The organism is Escherichia sp. SCLE84 (assembly GCF_012584495.1).
GTDB lineage: Bacteria > Pseudomonadota > Gammaproteobacteria > Enterobacterales > Enterobacteriaceae > ECMA0423.
This window is the reverse complement of record NZ_CP051430.1, coordinates 2738156-2760936: the sequence shown is the minus strand read 5'-3', so window position 1 is coordinate 2760936 and position 22781 is coordinate 2738156. Positions and strand designations below refer to the sequence as shown.

The 22781-nt window shown below is 49.4% G+C and carries 20 protein-coding genes; 7 read left to right on the top strand and 13 right to left on the bottom strand.

The genetic code is table 11. The annotated features are described in order from the left end of the window. Positions 1 to 67 precede the first annotated feature (67 nt). On the top strand, positions 68 to 157 hold the full coding sequence (gene pmrR, locus HGD79_RS13485) for an LpxT activity modulator PmrR (RefSeq protein ID WP_000797656.1): 90 nt from the start codon (positions 68 to 70) through the stop codon (positions 155 to 157). Here the strand turns inward: pmrR and pmrB are convergent. The 7 genes from pmrB to melR all read right to left on the bottom strand — a co-directional run bounded on the left by pmrB (position 133) and on the right by melR (position 9580). Next, positions 133 to 1233 carry a two-component system sensor histidine kinase PmrB gene (gene pmrB / locus HGD79_RS13480; RefSeq protein WP_001051093.1) on the bottom strand — a complete coding sequence of 367 codons (1101 nt, stop codon included), beginning with the start codon at positions 1231 to 1233 and terminating at the stop codon, positions 133 to 135. The genes pmrR and pmrB overlap by 25 nt on opposite strands. Next, the gene (gene basR, locus HGD79_RS13475; RefSeq protein ID WP_000697915.1) at positions 1234 to 1902 is read right to left on the bottom strand and encodes a two-component system response regulator BasR; all 669 of its coding nucleotides are present in this window, start codon (positions 1900 to 1902) and stop codon (positions 1234 to 1236) included. Then, positions 1899 to 3542 (bottom strand): phosphoethanolamine transferase EptA, encoded by a 1644-nt coding sequence (gene eptA, locus HGD79_RS13470; RefSeq protein ID WP_001298860.1) that lies wholly within the window; start codon positions 3540 to 3542, stop codon positions 1899 to 1901. Before eptA ends, basR begins: the two co-directional genes overlap by 4 nt. Before the next feature lie 103 nt (positions 3543 to 3645). Beyond that, entirely contained in the window at positions 3646 to 4983 is a 1338-nt protein-coding gene (gene adiC, locus HGD79_RS13465) for an arginine/agmatine antiporter (protein WP_000093154.1), read from the bottom strand. Between the two features lie 136 nt (positions 4984 to 5119). Further along, entirely contained in the window at positions 5120 to 5881 is a 762-nt protein-coding gene (adiY, locus tag HGD79_RS13460; RefSeq protein ID WP_001217059.1) for a DNA-binding transcriptional activator AdiY, read from the bottom strand. Positions 5882 to 6205: 324 nt separating this feature from the next. Further along, complete coding sequence (gene adiA / locus HGD79_RS13455) at positions 6206 to 8473, bottom strand: arginine decarboxylase (protein ID WP_168848537.1); 2268 nt, start codon at positions 8471 to 8473, stop codon at positions 6206 to 6208. A 198-nt stretch (positions 8474 to 8671) separates the two neighbouring features. Then, positions 8672 to 9580: a transcriptional regulator MelR gene (melR, locus tag HGD79_RS13450; protein ID WP_001090758.1), complete on the bottom strand. Its 909-nt coding sequence runs from the start codon at positions 9578 to 9580 to the stop codon at positions 8672 to 8674. A 282-nt stretch (positions 9581 to 9862) separates the two neighbouring features. Here melR and melA point away from each other — a divergent pair, with 282 nt between their 5' ends. After that, a complete protein-coding gene (gene melA / locus HGD79_RS13445; protein WP_000988016.1) occupies positions 9863 to 11218 on the top strand; it encodes an alpha-galactosidase in 1356 nt (451 codons plus the stop codon). A gap of 102 nt (positions 11219 to 11320) precedes the next feature. Further along, positions 11321 to 12742, top strand: a complete 1422-nt coding sequence (gene melB, locus HGD79_RS13440) for a melibiose:sodium transporter MelB (RefSeq protein ID WP_000028114.1) — start codon at positions 11321 to 11323, stop codon at positions 12740 to 12742. Positions 12743 to 12880: 138 nt separating this feature from the next. On the opposite strand, the gene HGD79_RS13435 is transcribed toward melB, so the two are convergent. The 5 genes from HGD79_RS13435 to HGD79_RS13415 form a co-directional block, all read right to left on the bottom strand. Next, entirely contained in the window at positions 12881 to 13510 is a 630-nt protein-coding gene (locus HGD79_RS13435; protein ID WP_000198740.1) for a DUF2238 domain-containing protein, read from the bottom strand. Positions 13511 to 13632: 122 nt separating this feature from the next. After that, entirely contained in the window at positions 13633 to 15279 is a 1647-nt protein-coding gene (gene fumB, locus HGD79_RS13430) for a class I fumarate hydratase (RefSeq protein WP_000066681.1), read from the bottom strand. A gap of 77 nt (positions 15280 to 15356) precedes the next feature. Then, positions 15357 to 16697 (bottom strand): anaerobic C4-dicarboxylate transporter DcuB, encoded by a 1341-nt coding sequence (gene dcuB, locus HGD79_RS13425; RefSeq protein WP_000899522.1) that lies wholly within the window; start codon positions 16695 to 16697, stop codon positions 15357 to 15359. Between the two features lie 570 nt (positions 16698 to 17267). Further along, positions 17268 to 17987: a two-component system response regulator DcuR gene (gene dcuR / locus HGD79_RS13420; RefSeq protein ID WP_000611288.1), complete on the bottom strand. Its 720-nt coding sequence runs from the start codon at positions 17985 to 17987 to the stop codon at positions 17268 to 17270. Further along, positions 17984 to 19615, bottom strand: a complete 1632-nt coding sequence (locus HGD79_RS13415) for a sensor histidine kinase (RefSeq protein ID WP_001216487.1) — start codon at positions 19613 to 19615, stop codon at positions 17984 to 17986. The genes dcuR and HGD79_RS13415 overlap by 4 nt, the downstream gene beginning before the upstream one ends. A gap of 180 nt (positions 19616 to 19795) precedes the next feature. On the opposite strand from HGD79_RS13415, the gene yjdI reads away from it, so the two are divergent. The 4 genes from yjdI (at position 19796) to ghoT (ending at position 21034) form a co-directional block, all read left to right on the top strand. After that, entirely contained in the window at positions 19796 to 20026 is a 231-nt protein-coding gene (gene yjdI / locus HGD79_RS13410; protein ID WP_000371700.1) for a 4Fe-4S mono-cluster protein YjdI, read from the top strand. 11 nt (positions 20027 to 20037) lie between these two features. Continuing rightward, positions 20038 to 20310, top strand: a complete 273-nt coding sequence (locus HGD79_RS13405; protein WP_000405647.1) for a GNAT family N-acetyltransferase — start codon at positions 20038 to 20040, stop codon at positions 20308 to 20310. 226 nt (positions 20311 to 20536) lie between these two features. Then, positions 20537 to 20833, top strand: a complete 297-nt coding sequence (ghoS, locus tag HGD79_RS13400; protein WP_000398619.1) for a type V toxin-antitoxin system endoribonuclease antitoxin GhoS — start codon at positions 20537 to 20539, stop codon at positions 20831 to 20833. A gap of 27 nt (positions 20834 to 20860) precedes the next feature. Continuing rightward, a complete protein-coding gene (ghoT, locus tag HGD79_RS13395; protein ID WP_001173343.1) occupies positions 20861 to 21034 on the top strand; it encodes a type V toxin-antitoxin system toxin GhoT in 174 nt (57 codons plus the stop codon). 118 nt (positions 21035 to 21152) lie between these two features. On the opposite strand, the gene lysS is transcribed toward ghoT, so the two are convergent. After that, complete coding sequence (lysS, locus tag HGD79_RS13390; RefSeq protein ID WP_001295074.1) at positions 21153 to 22670, bottom strand: lysine--tRNA ligase; 1518 nt, start codon at positions 22668 to 22670, stop codon at positions 21153 to 21155. Positions 22671 to 22781: the final 111 nt, after the last annotated feature.

Genomic DNA, 22781 nt, shown 5'->3' with positions numbered 1-22781 from the left:
TGAACTCTTAAGGTTCACTTAATCTCTGACGCGCATACTCTCCTCCAGGTTAACGGAGGAGAGTGCAATGAAAAACCGTGTTTATGAAAGTTTAACTACCGTGTTCAGCGTGCTGGTGGTCAGCAGCTTTCTTTATATCTGGTTTGCCACGTTCTGATCTTTCTTCAGCCGTACCCAGGCCCGCGTGCCGGAAGTCTCTTGCCGGTTTTGCAGGAAAAACTGCCCGTGATGCAACTGTGTAATGCGGCTGACAATACTTAACCCCAGACCAATCCCGCCATAACGGCTGTCCATACGTACAAACGCTTTACTCAACTCCCCGCATTTACTCTCATCAATACCTGGTCCTTCATCTTCAACTGCCATGACCGCTCCGCCATCTTCTTGCAGCTTAATCATAATGTTGCTGCCTTGCGGGCTGTAACGATGGGCGTTTTCTACCAGGTTTCGCAATAACATCCGCAGCAGGGTTGCATCACCCTGAACGGTGATGTCGGCGGCGCTCTCTGGCAATAGCAGGGTTTGCTGTCGCTGGTCGAGCATGGTACTGAGTTCGTCATACGAGGGGAGAATGACATCTTCCAGCAGTTTTACATGTTGATAATTACCGGAAGAAAATGACTGTCCGGCACGCGCCAGTTGCAGCAGCTGGGAGACGCTCTCCATCATCTGATCAAGCCGTGCCACTAACGGTGCTACATCAATGTGATGCGTTTTCGCCAGCAGTTCCAGATGCAAACGCACCCCAGCCAGTGGCGTTCGCAGTTCGTGCGCGACGTCAGCGGTAAACAACCTTTCGTTATCCAGCGTGCTGGTCAGGCGACTGACCAGATCGTTCAACGCCGAAACCACCGCTTCGATTTCGAGGGTGGCGCTGTGAATGGCAATGGGCGTTAAGTTGTCGGCGGTGCGCGCTTCCAGCTCTTTTTGCAGCTCCGCCAGCGGGCGGGTGATGCGGCGCACCGCCTGATAGCAGATAAATAGCGTCAGGCTGACCATAAAGACGCCGGGGACAATCAGGCTGGCGACCGCCTCGCGGATCTCACGCATGATGTGGCGATCGTTGTTGCGATTGTCGCGTAGCGCCTGCTCAAACAGCTGAATCTGCTCGGTACTTTCATGCCATAGCCAGAAGACGCTGATCAGCTCAAACACCAACAAAATGGCCCCGATGGTCAATATCAGCCGTTGGCGCAGCGATATTGGTCGGCGCAGAAAATGCATCAGATTCAATTAGTTTTCCTCATTCGCGACCAGCATATAGCCAAAGCCGCGCACGGTGCGGATACGGGCTTTGCCCACTTTGTCGCGCAGATTGTGGATATGCACTTCCAGGGTGTTGGTCGAGGGTTCATTGTCCCAGTTATAGATGTCGTTGTAGAGAATTTCCCGATGTACCGGACTGCCTGCTTTGAGCATTAACCGTGACAGCAGAGCATATTCTTTGGGCGTCAGAATCAACTCTTCACCGCCCATCCATACCTGACGGCGACCCATATTCAGCGTCAGATTGCCAACAATCAGCTCACTTTCGCCCTGATTATTATGGCGTCGTAGCAGGGCGCGGATACGGGCGTGTAACTCTTCCAGCGCAAAAGGCTTCACCAGATAGTCATCGGCACCGACATCCAGCCCGGCGATTTTGTCGGTCAGCGTATCGCGAGCGGTGAGGATCAGTACTGGCAGGGTGTATTTTTTCTGCCGGATACGGGCGAGAAAATGCAGTCCATCTTCGTCGGGTAACCCTAAATCCAGTACCACCAGGCTGTAATGACCGGCCTCAAGGCTTTGTTCCGCCATCCGCGCGGTTGTCACGCCATCGCACGCGTAGCCTTCGGTTTGCGCCGCCAGAATCAATCCCTGCAATAACAGCGTATCGTCTTCAACAATCAGAATTTTCATTCACTCACTCTCCTGCAAGTTTGCAGAATATCATCCGCAGCCTGGTAATACTTCGTCTCAACGCCAGTTAATCCCAATAGCGTGGAGAATAAATTGTCTTGTGAATAGTGTTGCGTTTGCGCCTGTTTTTGCAGGCAGTTCTGGTCAACCTGATACCGTTTTTGATAATCCTCCGACAGCCACAGCAGCATTGGCACCTGTTTTTGGCTATCCGGGGCGATGGCATAAGGCAGACCGTGCAGATAGATGCCATTTTCACCTAACGATTCACCGTGGTCAGAAAGATAAACCAGGCTGGTGGTAAATTTATCCTGATGTTCTTTCAGCAGATTAATCGCTTTATCAACAATATAGTCGACGTAAACCAGCGTGTTGTCGTAAGTGTTCACCAGTTGCTCTTTGCTACAGGTCTGGATCTCATTGGTGTCGCAGGTTGGGGTAAATTTCCTGAACTGCGGCGGATAGCGGTTGTAATAGGTCGGACCGTGGCTGCCGATGGTGTGTAAGACAATCACGCCATCACCCTGCAGGTTATTGATGTACTCTTCCAGCCCGTGGAACAGCACTTCGTCATAGCATTCGCCGTTGATGCACTGACCAGGCAGATTCAGCGCGGTGACGTTCTGGTGAGGCACGCGGTCGCAGGCACCTTTACAGCCGCCATCGTTGTCATTCCACAGCACGTTGATGCCCGCTCGCTGAATGATATCCAGCACGCCTTCCTGGTGCTGTGCCAGCTCTTCTTTGTAATGCTCACGCGGCATATCCGAGAACATGCACGGTACTGAAACTGCCGTTGCCGTGCCGCAAGATGCGGTATTAGGGAAATAGACCACGTTATCTTTCGCCAGCCGCGGGTTAGTTTCACGCGGGTAGCCGTTGAGGGAGAAGTTCTCCGCCCGCGAGGTTTCGCCGACAATCAGGATGGTCAAATTTTTACGTTTTTCGTTCTGCATTAACGGGTTGCGGTGGGCGTCTTCACCAATTCGCACCAGCGGTAGATTTGCTAGTCGCTGATGGGAGTACCATGACCAGCTGGCAACAATGCTGTTAGAGGGGCTTAAGGATTTCACCAGCTCTTTGTTATTGCGGAACAACGAGGCGTAGTCTTTATAAAACAGTGCGGCGACCAGCAAAATCAGTAGTACAGAAACCAGAATATTGGCTCCACGGAAAAGAACACTGCGCAGACGCGAGGTGGCAGGTTTGATTTTTATCCAGCAGGCAATCAGCGCAGCAAGCACGCCGCTGAATCCCAGCGTTAATAACATTTGCGGTGTCATCAGCGCATAACTTTCTGCCGGAGTGGTATCAATAATATTGGCAATCATCGAGCGGTCGATGACGATGCCGTAAGTCATTATGAAATATTGTGCAGCCGCGCCAACCAGAATAAACAGGCAGGCCAGTGGTCGATTAAGCCATAAGAAAGAGCTTAGTGTCAGGACAATATTAATCACGCTGAAAGCGACGACCGGCATCGACAAGAAAACCAGTACGTTATGCAGCGAATCCAGCGGCAGCGCCTGCAACACCTGTTTAAAAAAGGCAATATTCAGGCAGATAGAGATATAAAAAGCGGCCAACAATAGCCAGGCGAGTAAATTCAAAGAGGGTCTTTTTAGTAGGCGCTTCAACATCACGGTGTTTCCATCGAACAAAGTGCGCATATGCTCGCAAAGCAAAATTAAGCCAACCTTAAGTTCTTAAGGTTGGCTTTTATGTTTGCTGGATTAAGGGGAATTAATCTTTGCTTATTGGTGCATCTAAGGGATACGGGTTTTTATGTAGCCGGTTGTAATTCAGCGCATACATGGCGGTGATGACCATCAGGGTGACAAATGACCACATAACCTCTTTCGCTCCGGACCCCACCACGGCCCAGATGCAGTAGAGGAAGGCAATGGTAGTAACTGCCAGATATGCCGGGCGTGCTTTACCAAAGTGACCGTGTCCGAGCAGCAGTAACGCCGCACAGGTGTAAAGATATGGCACCAGTGTAAAGATGACCGAGACGGAAGAAACCAGACCGAACTCTTTGGTCGCGTTTGGTGAAATGCTGCTGAGCTGGAAGATGGTCATCAAAATACCGACGATAATCAGCCCCGCCACTGGCGTACCCGCTTTATTTACACGGGCAAAAATTGGTGGGAACAGTCCGTCATCGGCAGCGGCTTTCGCCGTTTGACCCGCCAGCAACGTCCAGCCGCCCAGTGAACCTAAGCAACCCGCAGCTGCGCAGAAGGAAACAATGGCCCCGGCGGTGTCACCCAACGCCATCCGTGCGGCATCACCGAATGGCGAAGCAGAAACGCGCAGTGCGGCATTAGGGATCATCCCCATAATCGCGGTGGTAGAAAGTACATAGCAAACGGCGGCAATCAATACCCCACCAATGGTGGCGATAGGGACATTGCGTTTCGGGTTTTTCACCACACCTGCGGCAACGGAGGCACTTTCCACACCGATGAACGACCACAGCGTAACGTTAAGGGTACTTTGAATTGCACCGAAGGTGCCCAGGCCGCTGACGTTCCATGCCGCCATATAGGTTTCACCACGGAACCAGAACCAGCCAAATACGGCAATCCCGACGATGGGGATCAGCGCCAGCACGGTGGCAACTGCCTGCACACGGGTGATCATTTTCGGACCGACAATGTTCAGCAGGACGAAGATCCACAGCACCACGACGCAGGTGATGGTTAATACCAATGGATCTTTCAGAATCGGGAAGAAGTAACTTAAATATCCTACGCCAATGACCACCATGGCGATATTGCCGATCCAGCAGGCCAGCCAGTAGAGGACGTTGGTTTGATAACCGAGAAACGGGCCAAAGCAGCGGCGGGCGTAAGCGTAAGAACCACCAGGACTTGGGTCGAGGAACGACATTTTGGCGTATACCATCGAGAGCCCCAGTGCACCGATAATCGTCACCAACCATCCATAAATGGCAATCCCGCCAGTAGAGGCCAGGTTTGCAGGTAACAGAAAAACACCTGACCCCATAATATTCCCCGACACCATCAGGGTGACGGGGATTAAGCCCACTTTGTGAGCATCAGCATCCGAAGACATAATTAAACTCCTGCGAAGGCGAGCTTCGTGACAATAAATTACGTCATATCATACGCCTGCATTCGATAGTTGAATTATTATCGACCGGGTTATCGCTGATGCCGTTATTAATATAGCTCTTCGTTAAGGTTAAAAATCAGGCGACAGTGCGTTCTCTGTGCTGACTAACATAATGCAGCGGCGTCATACCGTAGAAGTCTTTAAAGACAGAAATAAAGTACGACGTACTGTTGTAGCCGCAGGACTGTGATACCTGAGAGATATTTTTACCGTCCATCATTAATTCATTTACGGCATAACGCATGCGGCAGGTGGTGATTATTTGGCTATAACTGGTGTTTTCGCTTTTCAACTTTTTCTTTAACAGACTTGGGCTAAGACATAAACAACTGGCTACCATACTAAGATTCCAGTCTTTGTGAATATCGCTTTCAATAATTTGATAAACGCTGTCACTTACACAATTACGTAACATATACATCATTAATGAAAGGAATTTTTTACTGTCGAGAAAACGGGATAGCACCGTGAATAATAATGCGCGTGTTCGTTCCTTTTCTGACTCAGTTTCTGCGGGCATCATGCTGTGTTGCGCGGCAACGCGAAAGACGTCTGGCGTCAGGCATGGCAGGGTGAGTATGGGCGTAGCGCTACGTTGCCATACTGGTATTTGCGAGAGATCTTTATTCAGAAACCGGAGGTAATCTTTGATGATGTCGTGACTAATATGAGCAACCAAAGTGTTGTTAAGAGAGGAGACGTCGATAATATTATTTTCACAATTTAATAACGCCATATGGTTAGCTTTAAGGCTAATAGGTTCTTTCCCATTCACCCTTATCCAGACATCTTTTTCAGTCAATAAAACAATACAAGGTTGGTCGCTGCAAATCCTCATACATGTACTCCTGAGTGCAAATAAAAGACCAGTTCTCGCTAAAGCAAAGCGATACCGGGAAATGGTTATATAATTGTATGATGAATATAAACATGCATAAAAATAACGAGTTTTACTAATATTACAAATTTTTATAGTAATTTCTCATGTACATATTTTTTTACAGGATAAATAACAGGCAAAAAAAAGCGCGGGGTGGGGCCGCGCAAAAAGTATGACATTTTTGTTTGCAGCAATTTTTATGAAAACGTTGCCATACTCAAAAGGCCTAAGGCCAGGCGGCGTAATGTTATTTAAACAATTACGCCTTCAGCGGAATAGTGGTTACGCTTTCACGCACATAACGTGGTAAATACCGTCAATAATTTCAGTCCCTTCAGTTTCGTGTTCAAATCCAGGGAAATGGTGGTCCCAGGATTGCAGCGAGCGTAAATAACTTACTTGCGGACTGTTTTTATCGCCGAAGTTTTCACCAGACAGCAGCATCGGGATTCCTGGCGGATACGGGATAACTGAGTTTGCCGCGATGCGTCCTGGCAGATTTTCAATGGATACCAGTTCGACATTGTTGTCGACAATCGCGTTGTACGCTTCACGCGGGGTGATTTCCGCCATCGGCAGGCCGGAATAGGCTTCGTTCAACCGTGCGCCAGGGTTGTTTTCTTTCAGCCAGGCAAACATGGTGTCACCCAGATCGTGAATCCCCATGTTCGCGTAAGTGTCAGGATATTGTTCAACAAGTTCCGGCATCACCTGCGCCAGCGGTGTGTTGGCGTCATAGTGGCGTTTGAAGGAGCAAAGGGTGTTAACCAGAGTCCCCCATTTCCCACGGGTTACGCCCATAGAGAACAGGAACATAATTTGGAAGTCAGTGGTGCGGGTAGGCACAATGCCGTGGCGACCAAGCCAGGCAGTGACCAGCGCCGCCGGAACACCGGTTTCTTCCAGTTCACCATCTTCACCCATTCCCGGAGCAAGGATGCTGACTTTAATTGGGTCGAGCATACTCCAGTTATCCGGAATATCTTTGAAGCCGTGCCAGCTTTCGCCCGGATGCATTACCCAGCAGTCCTGAACGGTGGTCAGCAGTTTGGTTGGTGCGTCAGCAAAGTCATAGGTTTTGCCGGTTTGTGGGTCGGTGACGACTTCTTTGTTCCACGGTTTGAAGAACCAGCTACCGTCAGCGGTGAACTCTTTATATAGCCGCGCCATCGCCTGACGGAAATCAACCGCTTCGTCAATCACTTCCTGTGTCAGTGACAGGCCGCTGTTGCCGTCCATCATCGACACCGCCACGTCGTTGGATGCGCAGATGGCATACAGCGGGGAGGTGGTGGCATGCATCATGTAGGCCTGGTTGAAGCGGGAGAAGTTAATCGCCCCACGACCTTCACGTACATGAATATAAGAAGCCTGTGACAGCGCATTCAGCAGTTTGTGGGTGGAGTGGGTGGCGAAAACGGTAGGACCGTTGTGATCGCCTGGTTCGCCGCGCATGGCATAGTGATCGGCATAGATCGGGTTGAAACGTGCATAGCCGTACCAGGCTTCGTCAAAGTGCAGACGATCGGAGGTTTTTTCCAGCAGATCCTGCGCTTCTTTAGCGTTATAACACACGCCGTCATAGGTGCAGTTGGTCACCACGCAGTAAGACGGTTTTTGCCCGGCTTTGTCTTTGGTCAGCGGGCTTTCACTGATTTTCTTCTGCAAGGTTTCAGGTTGCATTTCCTGCGGATAGATTGGCCCGATAATGCCGTAGCGGTTGCGGCTTGGCACCATATAGACCGGTTTCGCGCCTGTCAGCATCAAACCTTGTTCGATGGATTTATGGCAGTTACGGTCAACGACCACGACATCGTTATCGGTCATGCAAGCCTGCATGATGGTGCGGTTAGAGCCGGAAGTACCGACGACTACCGACCAGGAGCGATCGGCACCAAATACGCGTGCGGCATATTTTTCGCTTTCGCCAAATGCGCCAGTATGGTCAAGCAAAGAACCGAGGGAAGTTCGTTCGATGCCCATGTCGGTGCGGAACAGATTTTCACCATAGTAGTCATGGTAGAAACGTCCGGCGGGTGTTTTGGTAAAACCAACGCCGCCCTGGTGGCCTGGCGCTGCCCAGGAATATTCATGGATGTCACTATATTTCATCAGCGCGCTGAACAGTGGCGGCAACAGCTGCTGGCGGTAGCGGGTCATCGCGGCAACGGCGCGTCCGGCGATAAAGTCGGCGGTATCTTCCAGAATCCAGGCGAATTCATCGACAAGCTCCAGCAGATCCCGGTCCATTGCGGCGAGGGCTTTTTCCCGATCGCCCAACAGGAAGACCGGCACGTTTTGTTGGCGCTCATGAAGCTTACCGATCAATTGTCTGAGGTTTTGATGTTCGTCCGGATGTTCCATTTGATAGCTGAACATCAGGCAGTCAATGGCTTCGTTTGAAGAGAGAATGGCAAAACCATCATCAAAGGAGGTGGATTTAATCACGGTAACATTTTGCTGGCTTAAAGCATCTGCCAGACGCTCAACGGCGTTACCGACCCAGGTGTCTTGATGGAGAAACTCGCTTTCAACAATTAATACTTTCATCATTGCTTACCCGGTTATGAAGGAATCTTCGTTGCGGGCAAGTATCTTCCGGCCTTTTCGGGCTGTAAAGCGCGTGAAAAACAAACATTTTTGAAATATTTAGTTTTATAAACAATACGTTATGTGATTATTTTAAATTATTTTCACTGCTTATTATCGACGGCTAAACTATTTTTTTGGCTGATACTGATATCGTCTTTAGCCGGGAAACGTCTGGCGGCGCTGTTGGCTAAGTTTGCGGTATTGTTGCGGCGACATGCCGACATATTTGCCGAACGTGCTGTAAAAACGACTACTTGAACGAAAGCCTGCCGTCAGGGCAATATCGAGAATACTTTTATCGGTATCGCTCAGTAACGCGCGAACGTGGTTGATGCGCATCGCGGTAATGTACTGTTTCATCGTCAATTGCATGACCCGCTGGAATATCCCCATTGCATAGTTGGCGTTAAGTTTGACGTGCTCAGCCACATCGTTGATGGTCAGCGCCTGATCATAGTTTTCGGCAATAAAGCCCAGCATCTGGCTAACATAAAATTGCGCATGGCGCGAGACGCTGTTTTTGTGTGTGCGCGAGGTTTTATTGACCAGAATCGGTTCCCAGCCAGAGAGGCTAAATCGCTTGAGCATCAGGCCAATTTCATCAATGGCGAGCTGGCGAATTTGCTCGTTCGGACTGTTTAATTCCTGCTGCCAGCGGCGCACTTCAAACGGGCTAAGTTGCTGTGTGGCCAGTGATTTGATCACCATGCCGTGAGTGACGTGGTTAATCAGGTCTTTATCCAGCGGCCAGGAGAGAAACAGATGCATCGGCAGATTAAAAATCGCCATGCTCTGACAGGTTCCGGTATCTGTTAGTTGGTGCGGTGTACAGGCCCAGAACAGCGTGATATGACCCTGATTGATATTCACTTTTTCATTGTTGATCAGGTATTCCACATCGCCATCGAAAGGCACATTCACTTCGACCTGACCATGCCAGTGGCTGGTGGGCATGATATGCGGTGCGCGAAACTCAATCTCCATCCGCTGGTATTCCGAATACAGCGACAGCGGGCTGCGGGTCTGTTTTTCGTCGCTGCTGCACATAAACGTATCTGTATTCATGGATGGCTCTCTTTCCTGGAATATCAGAATTATGGCAGGAGTGAGGGAGGATGACTGCGAGTGGGAGCACGGTTTTCACCCTCTTCCCAGAGAGGCGAGGGGAGCGTCCGAGCATCATGAGGCCGAAAACTCTGCTTTTCAGGTAACTTATTACCATAAACTCAGATTTACTGCTGCTTCACGCAGGATCTGAGTTTATGGGAATGCTCAACCTGGAAGCCGGAGGTTTTCTGCAGATTCGCCTGCCATGATGAAGTTATTCAAGCAAGCCAGGAGATCTGCATGATGACTGCACCCAAAATTACATTTATCGGCGCTGGTTCGACGATTTTCGTTAAAAATATTCTTGGTGATGTGTTCCATCGCGAGGCGCTGAAAACGGCGCATATTGCCCTGATGGACATTGATCCCACCCGCCTGGAAGAGTCGCATATTGTGGTGCGTAAGCTGATGGATTCAGCAGGGGCCAGCGGCAAAATCACCTGCCACACCCAACAGAAAGAAGCCTTAGAGGATGCCGATTTTGTCGTGGTGGCATTTCAGATTGGCGGTTATGAACCTTGCACGGTGACTGATTTCGAGGTCTGTAAGCGGCATGGTCTGGAACAAACCATTGCCGATACGTTGGGGCCGGGCGGTATTATGCGCGCGCTACGTACCATTCCGCATCTGTGGCAAATTTGCGAGGACATGACGGAAGTCTGCCCCGATGCCACCATGCTCAACTATGTTAACCCCATGGCGATGAATACCTGGGCGATGTATGCCCGTTATCCGCATATCAAACAGGTCGGGCTGTGCCATTCGGTGCAGGGAACGGCGGAAGAGCTGGCGCGTGATCTCAATATCGACCCAGCTACGCTGCGTTACCGCTGCGCAGGTATCAACCATATGGCGTTTTACCTGGAGCTGGAGCGCAAAACCGCCGACGGCAGTTACGTGAATCTCTACCCGGAACTGCTGGCGGCTTATGAAGCAGGGCAGGCACCGAAGCCAAATATTCATGGTAATACTCGCTGCCAGAATATTGTGCGCTATGAAATGTTCAAAAAGCTGGGCTACTTCGTCACGGAATCGTCAGAACATTTTGCCGAATATACGCCGTGGTTTATTAAGCCAGGTCGTGAGGATTTGATTGAGCGTTATAAAGTACCGCTGGATGAGTACCCGAAACGCTGCGTCGAGCAGCTGGCGAACTGGCATAAAGAGCTGGAGGAGTATAAAAACGCCTCCCGGATTGATATTAAACCGTCACGGGAATATGCCAGCACAATCATGAACGCTATCTGGACTGGCGAGCCGAGTGTGATTTACGGCAACGTCCGTAACGATGGTTTGATTGATAACCTGCCACAAGGATGTTGCGTGGAAGTAGCCTGTCTGGTTGATGCTAATGGCATTCAGCCAACCAAAGTCGGTACGCTACCTTCGCATCTGGCCGCCCTGATGCAAACCAACATCAACGTACAGACGCTGCTGACCGAAGCTATTCTTACGGAAAATCGCGACCGTGTTTACCACGCCGCGATGATGGACCCGCATACTGCCGCCGTGCTGGGCATTGACGAAATATATGCTCTTGTTGACGACCTGATTGCCGCCCACGGCGACTGGCTGCCAGGCTGGTTGCACCGTTAAAACGCGACTAAACGCTACTGCGCCGGGGGATTTATTCCGGCGCACACCTCTGACGATACCAATAACAGAAGGCGGGCGTTGGTAACAGCGACCCGATACCCTATGAGCATTTCAATGACTACAAAACTCAGTTATGGATTTGGAGCGTTCGGGAAGGATTTTGCGATCGGCATTGTGTATATGTACCTCATGTATTACTACACCGATGTCGTCGGGCTGTCTGTGGGTTTGGTCGGTACTTTGTTTCTGGTGGCGAGGATCTGGGATGCTATTAACGATCCGATTATGGGATGGATTGTAAATGCTACGCGATCGCGATGGGGTAAGTTCAAACCCTGGATCCTGATCGGTACGTTGGCAAACTCTGTAATCTTATTTCTCCTCTTTAGTGCGCATCTGTTTGAAGGTACTACTCAGATTGTCTTTGTTTGCGTGACCTACATCCTCTGGGGCATGACTTACACCATTATGGATATTCCCTTCTGGTCGCTGGTTCCAACCATCACGCTCGATAAACGTGAGCGCGAACAACTGGTTCCTTATCCGCGTTTTTTTGCCAGTCTGGCAGGCTTTGTTACGGCAGGTGTGACGCTACCATTTGTTAATTATGTCGGCGGTGGCGATCGGGGATTTGGCTTTCAGATGTTCACTCTGGTACTGATCGCCTTTTTTATTGTTTCAACCATCATCACTCTGCGCAATGTGCATGAAGTCTTTTCGTCAGACAATCAACCGTCTGCTGAAGGAAGCCATCTGACACTTAAAGCCATCGTTGCGCTAATTTATAAAAACGATCAGCTTTCATGCCTCTTGGGTATGGCTCTTGCTTATAATGTAGCCAGCAACATTATTACCGGATTTGCTATCTATTATTTCTCATATGTTATCGGTGATGCGGATTTGTTCCCCTATTATCTGTCGTATGCGGGAGCTGCTAACCTGGTGACGTTAGTATTCTTCCCACGCTTAGTTAAATCATTATCCCGACGCATTTTATGGGCCGGAGCATCTATTCTTCCGGTGTTAAGCTGTGGTGTTCTCCTGTTAATGGCATTAATGAGCTATCACAACGTCGTCCTCATTGTGATTGCGGGTATTTTGCTGAATGTGGGAACGGCGCTTTTCTGGGTATTACAGGTCATCATGGTGGCAGATACCGTTGATTACGGTGAATATAAACTGCACGTACGCTGTGAAAGTATCGCTTACTCCGTGCAGACTATGGTGGTGAAGGGCGGTTCAGCCTTTGCGGCTTTTTTCATTGCGGTTGTGTTAGGGATGATTGGCTATGTACCGAATGTTGAACAGTCTACGCAAGCCCTATTAGGTATGCAGTTTATTATGATTGCTCTACCAACTCTGTTTTTCATGGTAACGCTGATTCTCTACTTCCGTTTCTATCGCCTCAATGGCGACACGCTGCGCAGGATCCAGATTCATCTGCTGGATAAATATCGCAAAGTACCGCCCGAGCCTGTTCATGCTGATATTCCGGTCGGTGCAGTGAGTGATGTGAAAGCCTGACGTGGACAATAGCTAACGAAAATGGCCTGATGCGATATGTTTATCAGGCCACGTCTTAATGTAATGCTTTGGATTTGCAAATTTTGTAGACCGGATAAGGAATTCACGCCGCATCCGGCATCAACAAAGCGCACGTTGTTATCCGGTTATCAAGCCAAAGCGCCGTAGCTGGCGGCAATGAAAGCGAGCGAGGAATATCACCGTCGTTAATGCGCCAAGCAGCGCGCAGAACATATCGGATTGCGTGTCCCACTGGTCGCCCTGGGTGCCGAGAAAATCATCCGCTCCCTGGCCCATTGCCAGCGCCGCCCACCACTCGATTAATTCATACATCGCGCTTATCGCCAGCGCCACGCAGCAGACCAGGAACGCCACCATTTTACGTCCGCGCACGTACATCCCGCGAACGAGAATTTCTCGTGCCACCAGTGCAGGCACCAGCCCCTGGAAAAAATGCCCCAGCTTGTCATACGGATTACGGCTCAACCCTAACCATTCCTGCACCTCAAAACCAACGGGGACTTTCGCGTAGGTGTATTGTCCGCCGACCATCAGGATGATGGCGTGAAAGAAAATGAGCGTATAGAGCAGCGGCGTTAACGGATAACGTTTCGCGGTGGCAAGGAGTAGCGGCACGACAATAATCACCGGTGTCACTTCCATCAGCCAGGTGAGTTTGTCATGGGCCGAAATGCCGGTATAAATCAGGATTAACGTTAGCGCCAGTGCGCCGGTGTTAAGAATTAACGGCTTGAGTGTGCGGGTCATGGTGAGTTCGCAAGTCAGGGAAAATACTGACTATTCACCAGCAAGCGTGAAATTACAATCGCAAAAGAGGTGGCCCAGGGGGATCACCTGGCAGCATGCTGCCAGGCGCTGGGCCGAAGAGGTTACTTAGTGCAGTTCGCGCACTGTTTGTTGACGATCTGCTGGAAGAAGTCGTTACCTTTGTCATCGACCAGGATAAACGCCGGGAAATCTTCTACTTCGATTTTCCAGATAGCTTCCATACCCAGCTCCGGATAAGCGACGCATTCCAGATGCTTGATGCTCTGCTGCGCCAGTACCGCCGCCGGACCGCCGATGCTACCGAGGTAGAAGCCGCCGTGTTTATGACACGCGTCGGTAACCTGCTGACTGCGGTTACCTTTCGCTAGCATGATCATGCTGCCGCCGTGGGATTGCAGCAGATCCACGTAGGAGTCCATACGACCTGCGGTGGTTGGGCCAAGTGAACCTGATGGATAACCGGCAGGGGTTTTCGCCGGACCCGCGTAGTAGATCGGGTGATCTTTGATGTACTGCGGAAGTTCTTTACCGGCGTCAATCAGCTCTTTCAGCTTGGCGTGTGCAATATCTCGGCCCACGATAATGGTGCCGGTGAGCGACAAACGAGTGGATACCGGGTATTGCGAAAGCTGGGCGAGGATCTCTTTCATCGGGCGGTTAAGGTCAACTTTCACCGCTTCGCCTTCACCGGCCTGGCGCAGTTCTTGTGGAATGTACTGGCCTGGGTTGTGTTCCAGTTTTTCGATCCAGATACCTTCGCGGTTGATTTTCGCTTTAATGTTACGGTCAGCGGAGCAGGAGACGCCCATGCCGACCGGGCAGGATGCGCCGTGACGTGGCAGACGGATAACGCGAATGTCGTGCGCGAAGTATTTACCGCCAAACTGCGCGCCAAGACCGAGTTTCTGGGCCTCTTCCAGCAGTTCCTGTTCCAGCTGGACATCGCGGAACGCCTGACCATGTTCGTTCCCTTCCGTCGGCAGTTCATCGTAATAGTGAGCGCTTGCTAACTTGACGGTTTTCAGGTTGGTTTCCGCAGACGTACCGCCAATCACAAACGCGATATGGTACGGCGGGCAGGCTGCAGTACCGAGGGTACGCATTTTCTCGACGAGGAAGTTTTTCAGTTTGCCGGGAGTCAGCAGGGCTTTGGTTTCCTGGTAGAGATACGTTTTGTTGGCAGAGCCGCCGCCTTTCGCAACGCAAAGGAATTTGTACTCATCGCCATCTACCGCGTACAGGTCGATTTGCGCAGGCAGGTTAGTGCCGGTGTTGACCTCTTTGTACATGTCCAGCGCCGCATTCTGTGAATAGCGCAGGTTATCTTCGATATAGGTGTTATAGACGCCTTTCGACAGCGCTTCTTCATCACCGCCACCGGTCCACACGCGCTGGCCTTTTTTACCGACGATGATCGCGGTGCCGGTATCCTGGCAGGTCGGCAGCACGCCTTTGGCGGCGATTTCGGAGTTTCTTAAGAATTGCAGCGCCACGTACTTGTCGTTTTCGCTGGCTTCTGGATCGTGAAGAATAGCCGCAACCTGTTTCTGGTGTGCCGGACGGAGCATGAAAGAAGCGTCGTGAAAGGCTTGCTGCGCCAGTAGGGTCAGGGCTTCTGGTTCCACTTTCAGGATGGTTTCGCCGTCGAAGTCGGCAACGCTAACGTAATCGGAAGTGAGTAGATAGTATTCGGTATTGTCTTTCCCCATCGGGAAAGGTGCCTGGTAGATAAAGGGTTTGTTTGACATAGCTTCCAGCCTGTAACTCTGTATTTGTTATTCGAAAATGGCGTGCCGCGTAGTCACGGGCGGCACGCAAAGTGCATTTATAAGAACCCGTACATCGCGGCGAAGATCCAGCCGAAGACGCACGATACGCTAACACCAATCAACCCCGGCAGAATAAAACTGTGGTTGATGACGAAGCGACCGATGTGGGTGGTGCCGGAACGGTCAAACTGAATCGCTGCCAGATCGCTCGGATAAGTCGGCAGGATGTAATAACCGTAGCAAGCCGGTGCTGAAGCCACGATGTATGCCGGATCAACGCCGATCGCCAGCGCGACCGGAACAATCGCCGCCAGCGCCGCAGCCTGAGAGTTTACAAACTTGGAAACCAGCAGCAGAACAATGGCATACGCCCACGGATACTCTTTCACCATTTCACCCAGTACGCCCTGAATTTCAGACATATGCGCACCGAACATGGTTTCTGCCATCCATGCGATACCGTACACCGCCACGATGGCGATCATACCGGAACGGAAGACTTCGTTTTTTGAGATAGACGCGGGATTGGTTTTGGTCAGGATAATAATCAGCGCCCCGGTCAGCAGCATAAACATCTGAATAACCAGTACCATCGACAGCGGTTTGCCGCCGAAGGATGGACGCAGGTCCGAATCAGCACCAAGAAGGGCGACTACAGCGATTGCCCCGAGGAAAATCCACATTGCCAGCCAGTTGCTTTTCGGCAGTTTTTTATCGAGCAGCGTCGCGGTATCACCGTAAACATACTCACGGTTTTCCGGTACGGAGATGAATTTCTGGAACTCTTCGTCTTTATCCAGATCTTTACCGCGGAACCAGCTGAAGATACCGATCGCCAGGATACCGATTAACGTCGATGGAATGGTGATTGCCAGCAGGTCGAGGAACTCAAGATGGCGACCATCAAAGGTGACATTACCCAGCATTGCAACCAGAGACACGACCGCAACCGACACCGGACTGGCGATAATCCCCATCTGTGCACCGATAGAACTTGCCGCCATCGGACGTTCCGGACGGATGTTGTTCTTAATGGCGACGTCGTAGATGATCGGCAGAATGGTGTAAACCACATGACCCGTACCGCAAAGAATGGTCAGTGTACAGGTCACAAACGGCGCGACAATTGAGACATATTTCGGGTTGCGGCGCAGCAGCTTCTCGGCAATTTGCAGCATGACATCAAGACCGCCCGAAGCTTGCAAGGTCGCCGATGCCGCCACCACCGCAATGATAACCAGCATGACATCAACCGGTGGTTTACCTGGCTGAAGGTGGAAGACGAAGACCAGAATGACCAGACCGATACCGCCTAATAAACCCAGCGCGATACCACCCTTTCTGGCACCATAAAACAGACATATCAGTATTATGATAAGTTGGATAGTAAATAACATGTGTGAACCCTCGCGATAATCCTATTTAAATTTTTGCTGAATAGATCACAGTCACGTTCTGTTTTGTATGAACTGTTTTCAGAGCCTGACTAAATATCCGTTTGGTCGTTACCGGCTTTAGCAAATACCTCACAGTAAATATTGGCTGATTAAAGCAGCGGCAAATTTATGCACTGTGATAAGCGGCTTTTTCAGAGAGAAAAACTCTCTGGCGATGGGTTTATAGTTTGTACTGCGCAGATGTTAATGTTTTGTTTGCTGTTATCTTATTGATATTTATCGGTCTATTTTTTGTTCTCAGGGCAGATATCATTAGGTTTAAAGATTAATCTGATCTACCCATTTGTGGGTAAAAATACACATAATGCGGGTGACATAATAGTTAATTAACTTTTGTTATCGTTTTGAAATTAAAAACACCGTTCACCTGAAGAGATATTAATTTTTAGCGATGATGGAGGGATAATTATATTTGATCTGGCACAAGTTTTACTGATGAAGGATGTAACTTGTGCCAGGGGTATTTTGTATTACGGTAATAATTATTACTTACAGATAACCAGCGATCCGTTATTGGCAATATTGTTTCAGTAGTGAGTAGTGTTCTGCCTGAATACGGTAACGGTAAACCGGACGCCCCGTGACGCCATAATGGATACTGGTGAACAAGATGTGGCAGTTGACCAGCCAGATGAGGTATTTACGGCAGGAAACACGCGAGATGTTAACCTCGTTAGCCAGCTCGTCGGTTGAAAACTCATAGTCCTGATGCGCGTCAATCCACTGGCACAGCGTGCGTAACGTCTGCGGCGTTAAGCCTTTTGGCAAGCGACGAGGATCCTGTTCGTTGGAGCTGCTGCCGTGGATTAGCTGATCAAGCTCGGCCTGGTCATAATACTGATGTTTTTCCAGCGCCATTTTCTTTTGCCGCCAGCCGGTGAGCGCCTCTTCAAAGCGGGAAGCCTGGAAGGGTTTGATCAGGTAATCCACGACACCGTAATGCAGCGAATCTTTAATGGTTGCCGCATCGGCTGCGGAGGAGATGACAATCACATCACTTTTGCAACGCGCGTTATGCAGGACAGGCAGTAAATCGAGCCCGTTCTCTTTTTGCATATAGATATCGAGCAATATCAGGTCGATAGGCGTATCGCTATTGAAGATAATCTCTTTGGCTTTCTCCAGCGTCGAGGCTGTTCCACAGCATTGAAAGCCTGGGATTTGTGCTACGTATCGGCGATTCAGCTCCGCGACCATTGCGTCGTCATCGATAATTAATACATTGATCATCTGTTCGACCTCTCCCCGTCCCAGGGTATCTGGACAAAAAATTGTGTGAAAATCCCGGGTTCCGATTCCACGGCGATGCTGCCGCCGAGATTTTCTACCTGTTGTTTGACAAGTGCTAAACCGACGCCTCGCTCGCTTCCTTTTGTCGAGACACCTTTGTCAAAAATGTGATCGATTTTGTCGGGTGCGATCCCCGGTCCATCATCGTTAACTTCGCAGTGCAGCCAGCCGTGACGGTAGTGCAATGTTACGCTAATTTCGCCACCGGGTTCCGGCCCTAATGCTTCCAGCGCGTTTTCTATCAGATTTCCCAATGTGGTAATCAGCGTCGCGACCTGGTCCTCACTGCCGCTGTCTGGCAGCTGGCTTTCACTGTTTAAAATCAGCGTATGGCCTAAATCGGTCGCGCGGTTAATCTTGCTGATTAAAAAACCAGCGATAACCGGAGATTTGATCTTACCCAGCAGAGAGCCAATCTCTTCCTGATAGTTATTGGCTGTTTTGAGAATGTAATCTTCCAACTGCTTATAACTCTTCAGATGCAATAATCCGAGAATCACATGCAATTTATTCATAAATTCGTGGGATCGTTCACGAAGTGCGTCAGCATAGTTGACCAGACCATCGAGTCGCTGCATCAGTTTACGTACTTCAGTTTTGTCCCTGAAGGTTGAAATGGCACCGATGATAACGCCATTACTGCGCACCGGAACGGTGTTGATCAGTAATAGCCGATCTTTAATCGTAATCTCTTCGTCGCGGCGCGGCGTACCGTCGCGTAACACTTCCGAGACATCTACCACCTGTGACCATGAGTGGCTGAGCGTCGACAGTTTCTCATCGTCCTGCGACTTACGGTAATTCAGCAATTCTTGTGCGGCATCGTTGATCAGCGTGACCTCGCCGCGATCGTCCACGGCAACGACGCCTTCTTTGATAGACTGCAACATGGCCTGGCGCTGCTCAAACAGCGTGGAGATTTCGTAGGGTTCCAGGCCGAAAAGGATTTTTTTCAGTACCTTAACCAGAATGCAGGTGCCAATCAGTCCGACCAGCATGCCAAATAATACCGACCAGATAATGCTCCAGCGACTGTCATTGATTTGTTGGGTCACGCGGCTTAACTCAAGGCCGATCGCCACCACGCCAATTTGTTTATGATTTTCATCGTAGATGGGGGTAAATACGCGTAAAGCCTGCGCCAGAAAACCGCGATTGATAGCGACATTTTCTTTGCCATTCAGCGCTTTAAGGATGTCATCACCTTTAAATGGCTGACCAATACGCTGGGCTTCAGGATGCGAGTAGCGAAGACTTTGCATATCGGTAACGACAATAAACAGCAGATCGTTGCGTTTGCGCACGGCTTCCGCGATGGCCTGGATTCCGCTCTCCTGCGGTTTTTTCTGCAAGCCCTGACGGATTTCCGGCGAGTCGGCGAGGGTACGCGCCACTGCCAGTGCCTTGTTGGCTAGCCCGTCTCGCGTCATATCACTGATTTGCGAGAAGTAAATCAGATGCACCACCAATAGCACCGAGAACAGTACCGCACTGACCATTAAGATCACTGTGGTACTCAATTTCATCGGACGTTTGCGTAACATGCGGTAGGGCAATGAATGTCTCATCAGCTTCCTTGTGTGACAAATTTCTTAAGCATTATCTCTGATGAGGCGGGTAATTCAAAGGGAGTAAGAATGATTGGCTATATAGGGGAAGAGACTCTGGCAACGGAAACTGCCAGTGCTGTATGAAGATTCCAGGGCTATGCTTATAGCGATAATCATACTGATGAGAGAGGGAAAGTCATGGATCAGGCGCTACTGGACGAGGGTTATCGCTGTTATACCGGCGAAAAGATCGATGTCTATTTCAACACTGCGATATGTCAGCATTCTGGCAATTGCGTACGTGGCAACGGCAAGTTATTTAATCTCAAACGAAAGCCGTGGATCATGCCGGATGAAGTCGACGTCGTCACTGTGGTTAAAGTGATTGATACGTGCCCGAGCGGCGCGCTGAAATACCGTCATAAATAAGCGAGGGTAAAATGGAAATACGCGAAGGCCACAATAAATTTTACATTAATGACGAACAAGGCAAGCAAATCGCTGAAATTGTCTTTGTGCCGACCGGAGAGAATTTAGCGATTATCGAACATACCGATGTCGATGAAAGCCTGAAAGGGCAAGGGATTGGTAAACAGCTGGTTGCGAAAGTCGTGGAAAAAATGCGTCGGGAAAAACGAAAAATTATCCCATTATGTCCATTTGCGAAACACGAATTTGATAAAACGCGGGAGTATGATGATATTCGCAGTTGATGGGAGAGTACAGAGTCACGATATTTTTCTTGCTCTCCGCGGAGTGATGCAGGAGAGCATCTGAAGGGTAGGGGGATGCACAAAGAATGGGCAGAGAGCGCGTTTTTTTGTCCCAAGTCATCCCCTTTACTGAGCAAAAAAAAGAATATCTCCTATATGAGAATCATCAATCGGGGTTAATAAGTTTTGCGTCCCCAGAGCATTCAATATTGATAGGAGTCATATTATGGAAGGTAAAAACAAGTTCAATACTTATGTTGTTTCTTTTGATTATCCATCATCTTATTCCTCAGTGTTCTTAAGGTTAAGATCATTGATGTATGATATGAATTTCTCCTCTATCGTGGCTGATGAATATGGGATACCACGACAATTGAATGAAAACTCCTTCGCAATAACGACATCGTTAGCCGCAAGTGAAATCGAAGATTTAATCAGGCTTAAATGCTTAGACTTACCGGATATTGATTTTGACCTCAACATTATGACAGTTGATGACTATTTCCGTCAGTTTTACAAGTAGCCAGGAAGGATAAGAAGAACATAAAAAATGGCACTATTCTCTAAAATATTAATTTTTTATGTGATTGGTGTGAACATATCCTTTGTCATTATCTGGTTTATCTCACATGAGAAAACACATATTCGTTTACTTAGTGCATTCCTGGTCGGAATAACCTGGCCAATGAGTCTGCCTGTGGCATTACTTTTTTCTCTCTTTTAGGAGCTGTAGTTGAGTGGACCCGCTGGTTATCGTGAAACGAAGCGTCTCTCCTCAAAACTGGATTTGCGGAACGACGAACGAAGCAGTCGCCTGACTGCTTCGTTCATTAAAGTGAAATTTATTTCTGTGGGCGCATCGCCGGGAAGAGAATAACGTCGCGAATAGTATGACTGTTTGTAAACAGCATAATCATTCGGTCGATACCAATACCCAGACCAGCGGTTGGCGGCAGACCATATTCCAGCGCAGTCACGTAATCTTCGTCATAGAACATGGCTTCGTCGTCACCTGCAGCTTTAGCGTTAACCTGTTCCTGGAAACGTTCAGCCTGATCTTCTGCGTCGTTTAATTCGCTAAAACCATTACCGATTTCACGACCACCGATGAAGAATTCAAAACGGTCGGTGATTTCCGGGTTAACATCATTACGGCGCGCCAGCGGTGACACTTCTGCCGGATATTCCGTAATAAAGGTTGGCTGAATCAGATGTGCTTCTGCCACTTCATCAAAGATCTCCGTGACAATACGTCCCAGCCCCCAGCTTTTCTCTACCGTAATTCCGATAGATTCAGCTAATGCTTTAGCAGCATCAAAATTATCCAGGTCGGCCATATCGGTTTCTGGACGATATTTTTTGATTGCTTCGCGCATGGTGAGTTTTTCAAACGGTTTGCCGAAATCAAACACATGCTCGCCATAAGTGACTTTAGTGGTACCCAGAACCTCTTGTGCCAGGGTGCGGAACAGGGACTCTGTCAGTTCAATCAAATCGTGGTAATCCGCATACGCCATGTAGAGTTCCATCATTGTGAACTCAGGATTATGGCGAACAGAAATACCTTCATTACGGAAGTTACGGTTGATTTCGAATACCCGTTCAAAACCGCCTACAACCAGACGTTTCAGATACAGCTCCGGCGCGATACGCAGGTACATATCTAAATCCAGAGCGTTATGATGGGTAATAAACGGGCGAGCAGATGCCCCACCTGGAATTACCTGCATCATCGGGGTTTCTACTTCCATAAAGCCGCGCGCGACCATGAACTGGCGGATAGCGGCCAGAATTTTTGAACGGACAACAAACGTTTGACGGGATTTATCGTTAGCGATGAGGTCCAGATAACGTTGACGATAACGGACTTCCTGATCCTGCAGACCATGGAATTTATCTGGTAAAGGACGTAGTGCTTTTGTCAGCAGGCGCAACTCAGTACAGTGAATGGAAAGCTCACCGGTTTGCGTCTTAAACAGCGTACCGCGGGCACCGATAATGTCACCCAGATCCCATTTTTTAAACTGATCGTTATAAACACCTTCTGGCAGGCTATCTCTTGCAACGTACAGTTGAATACGGCCACCGACATCCTGCAACGTTACAAAGGAGGCTTTCCCCATGATACGACGGGTCATCATTCGGCCAGCAACCGAGACTTCAATGTTTAAGGATTCCAGTTCCTGGTTATCCTTCGCATCAAACTCTTCGTGCAGCTGGTCAGAGGTATGGTCGCGGCGAAAATCATTGGGAAACGCCACACCTTGCTGACGTAGTGCCGCCAGTTTTTCGCGGCGATTTCTCAGTTCATCGTTAAAATCAATAGCCTCATTGGCTCCCCGTGTTTCTTGTTCAGACATTTTGGTTCCTCTAAATCCAGCTTTCAATTTAGCGTAGATAAAGAGACAGATCGGTACACTGTATTATCTGCCTCGACTATTAATAACTCAGTTTATCTTATCGAAACTAAC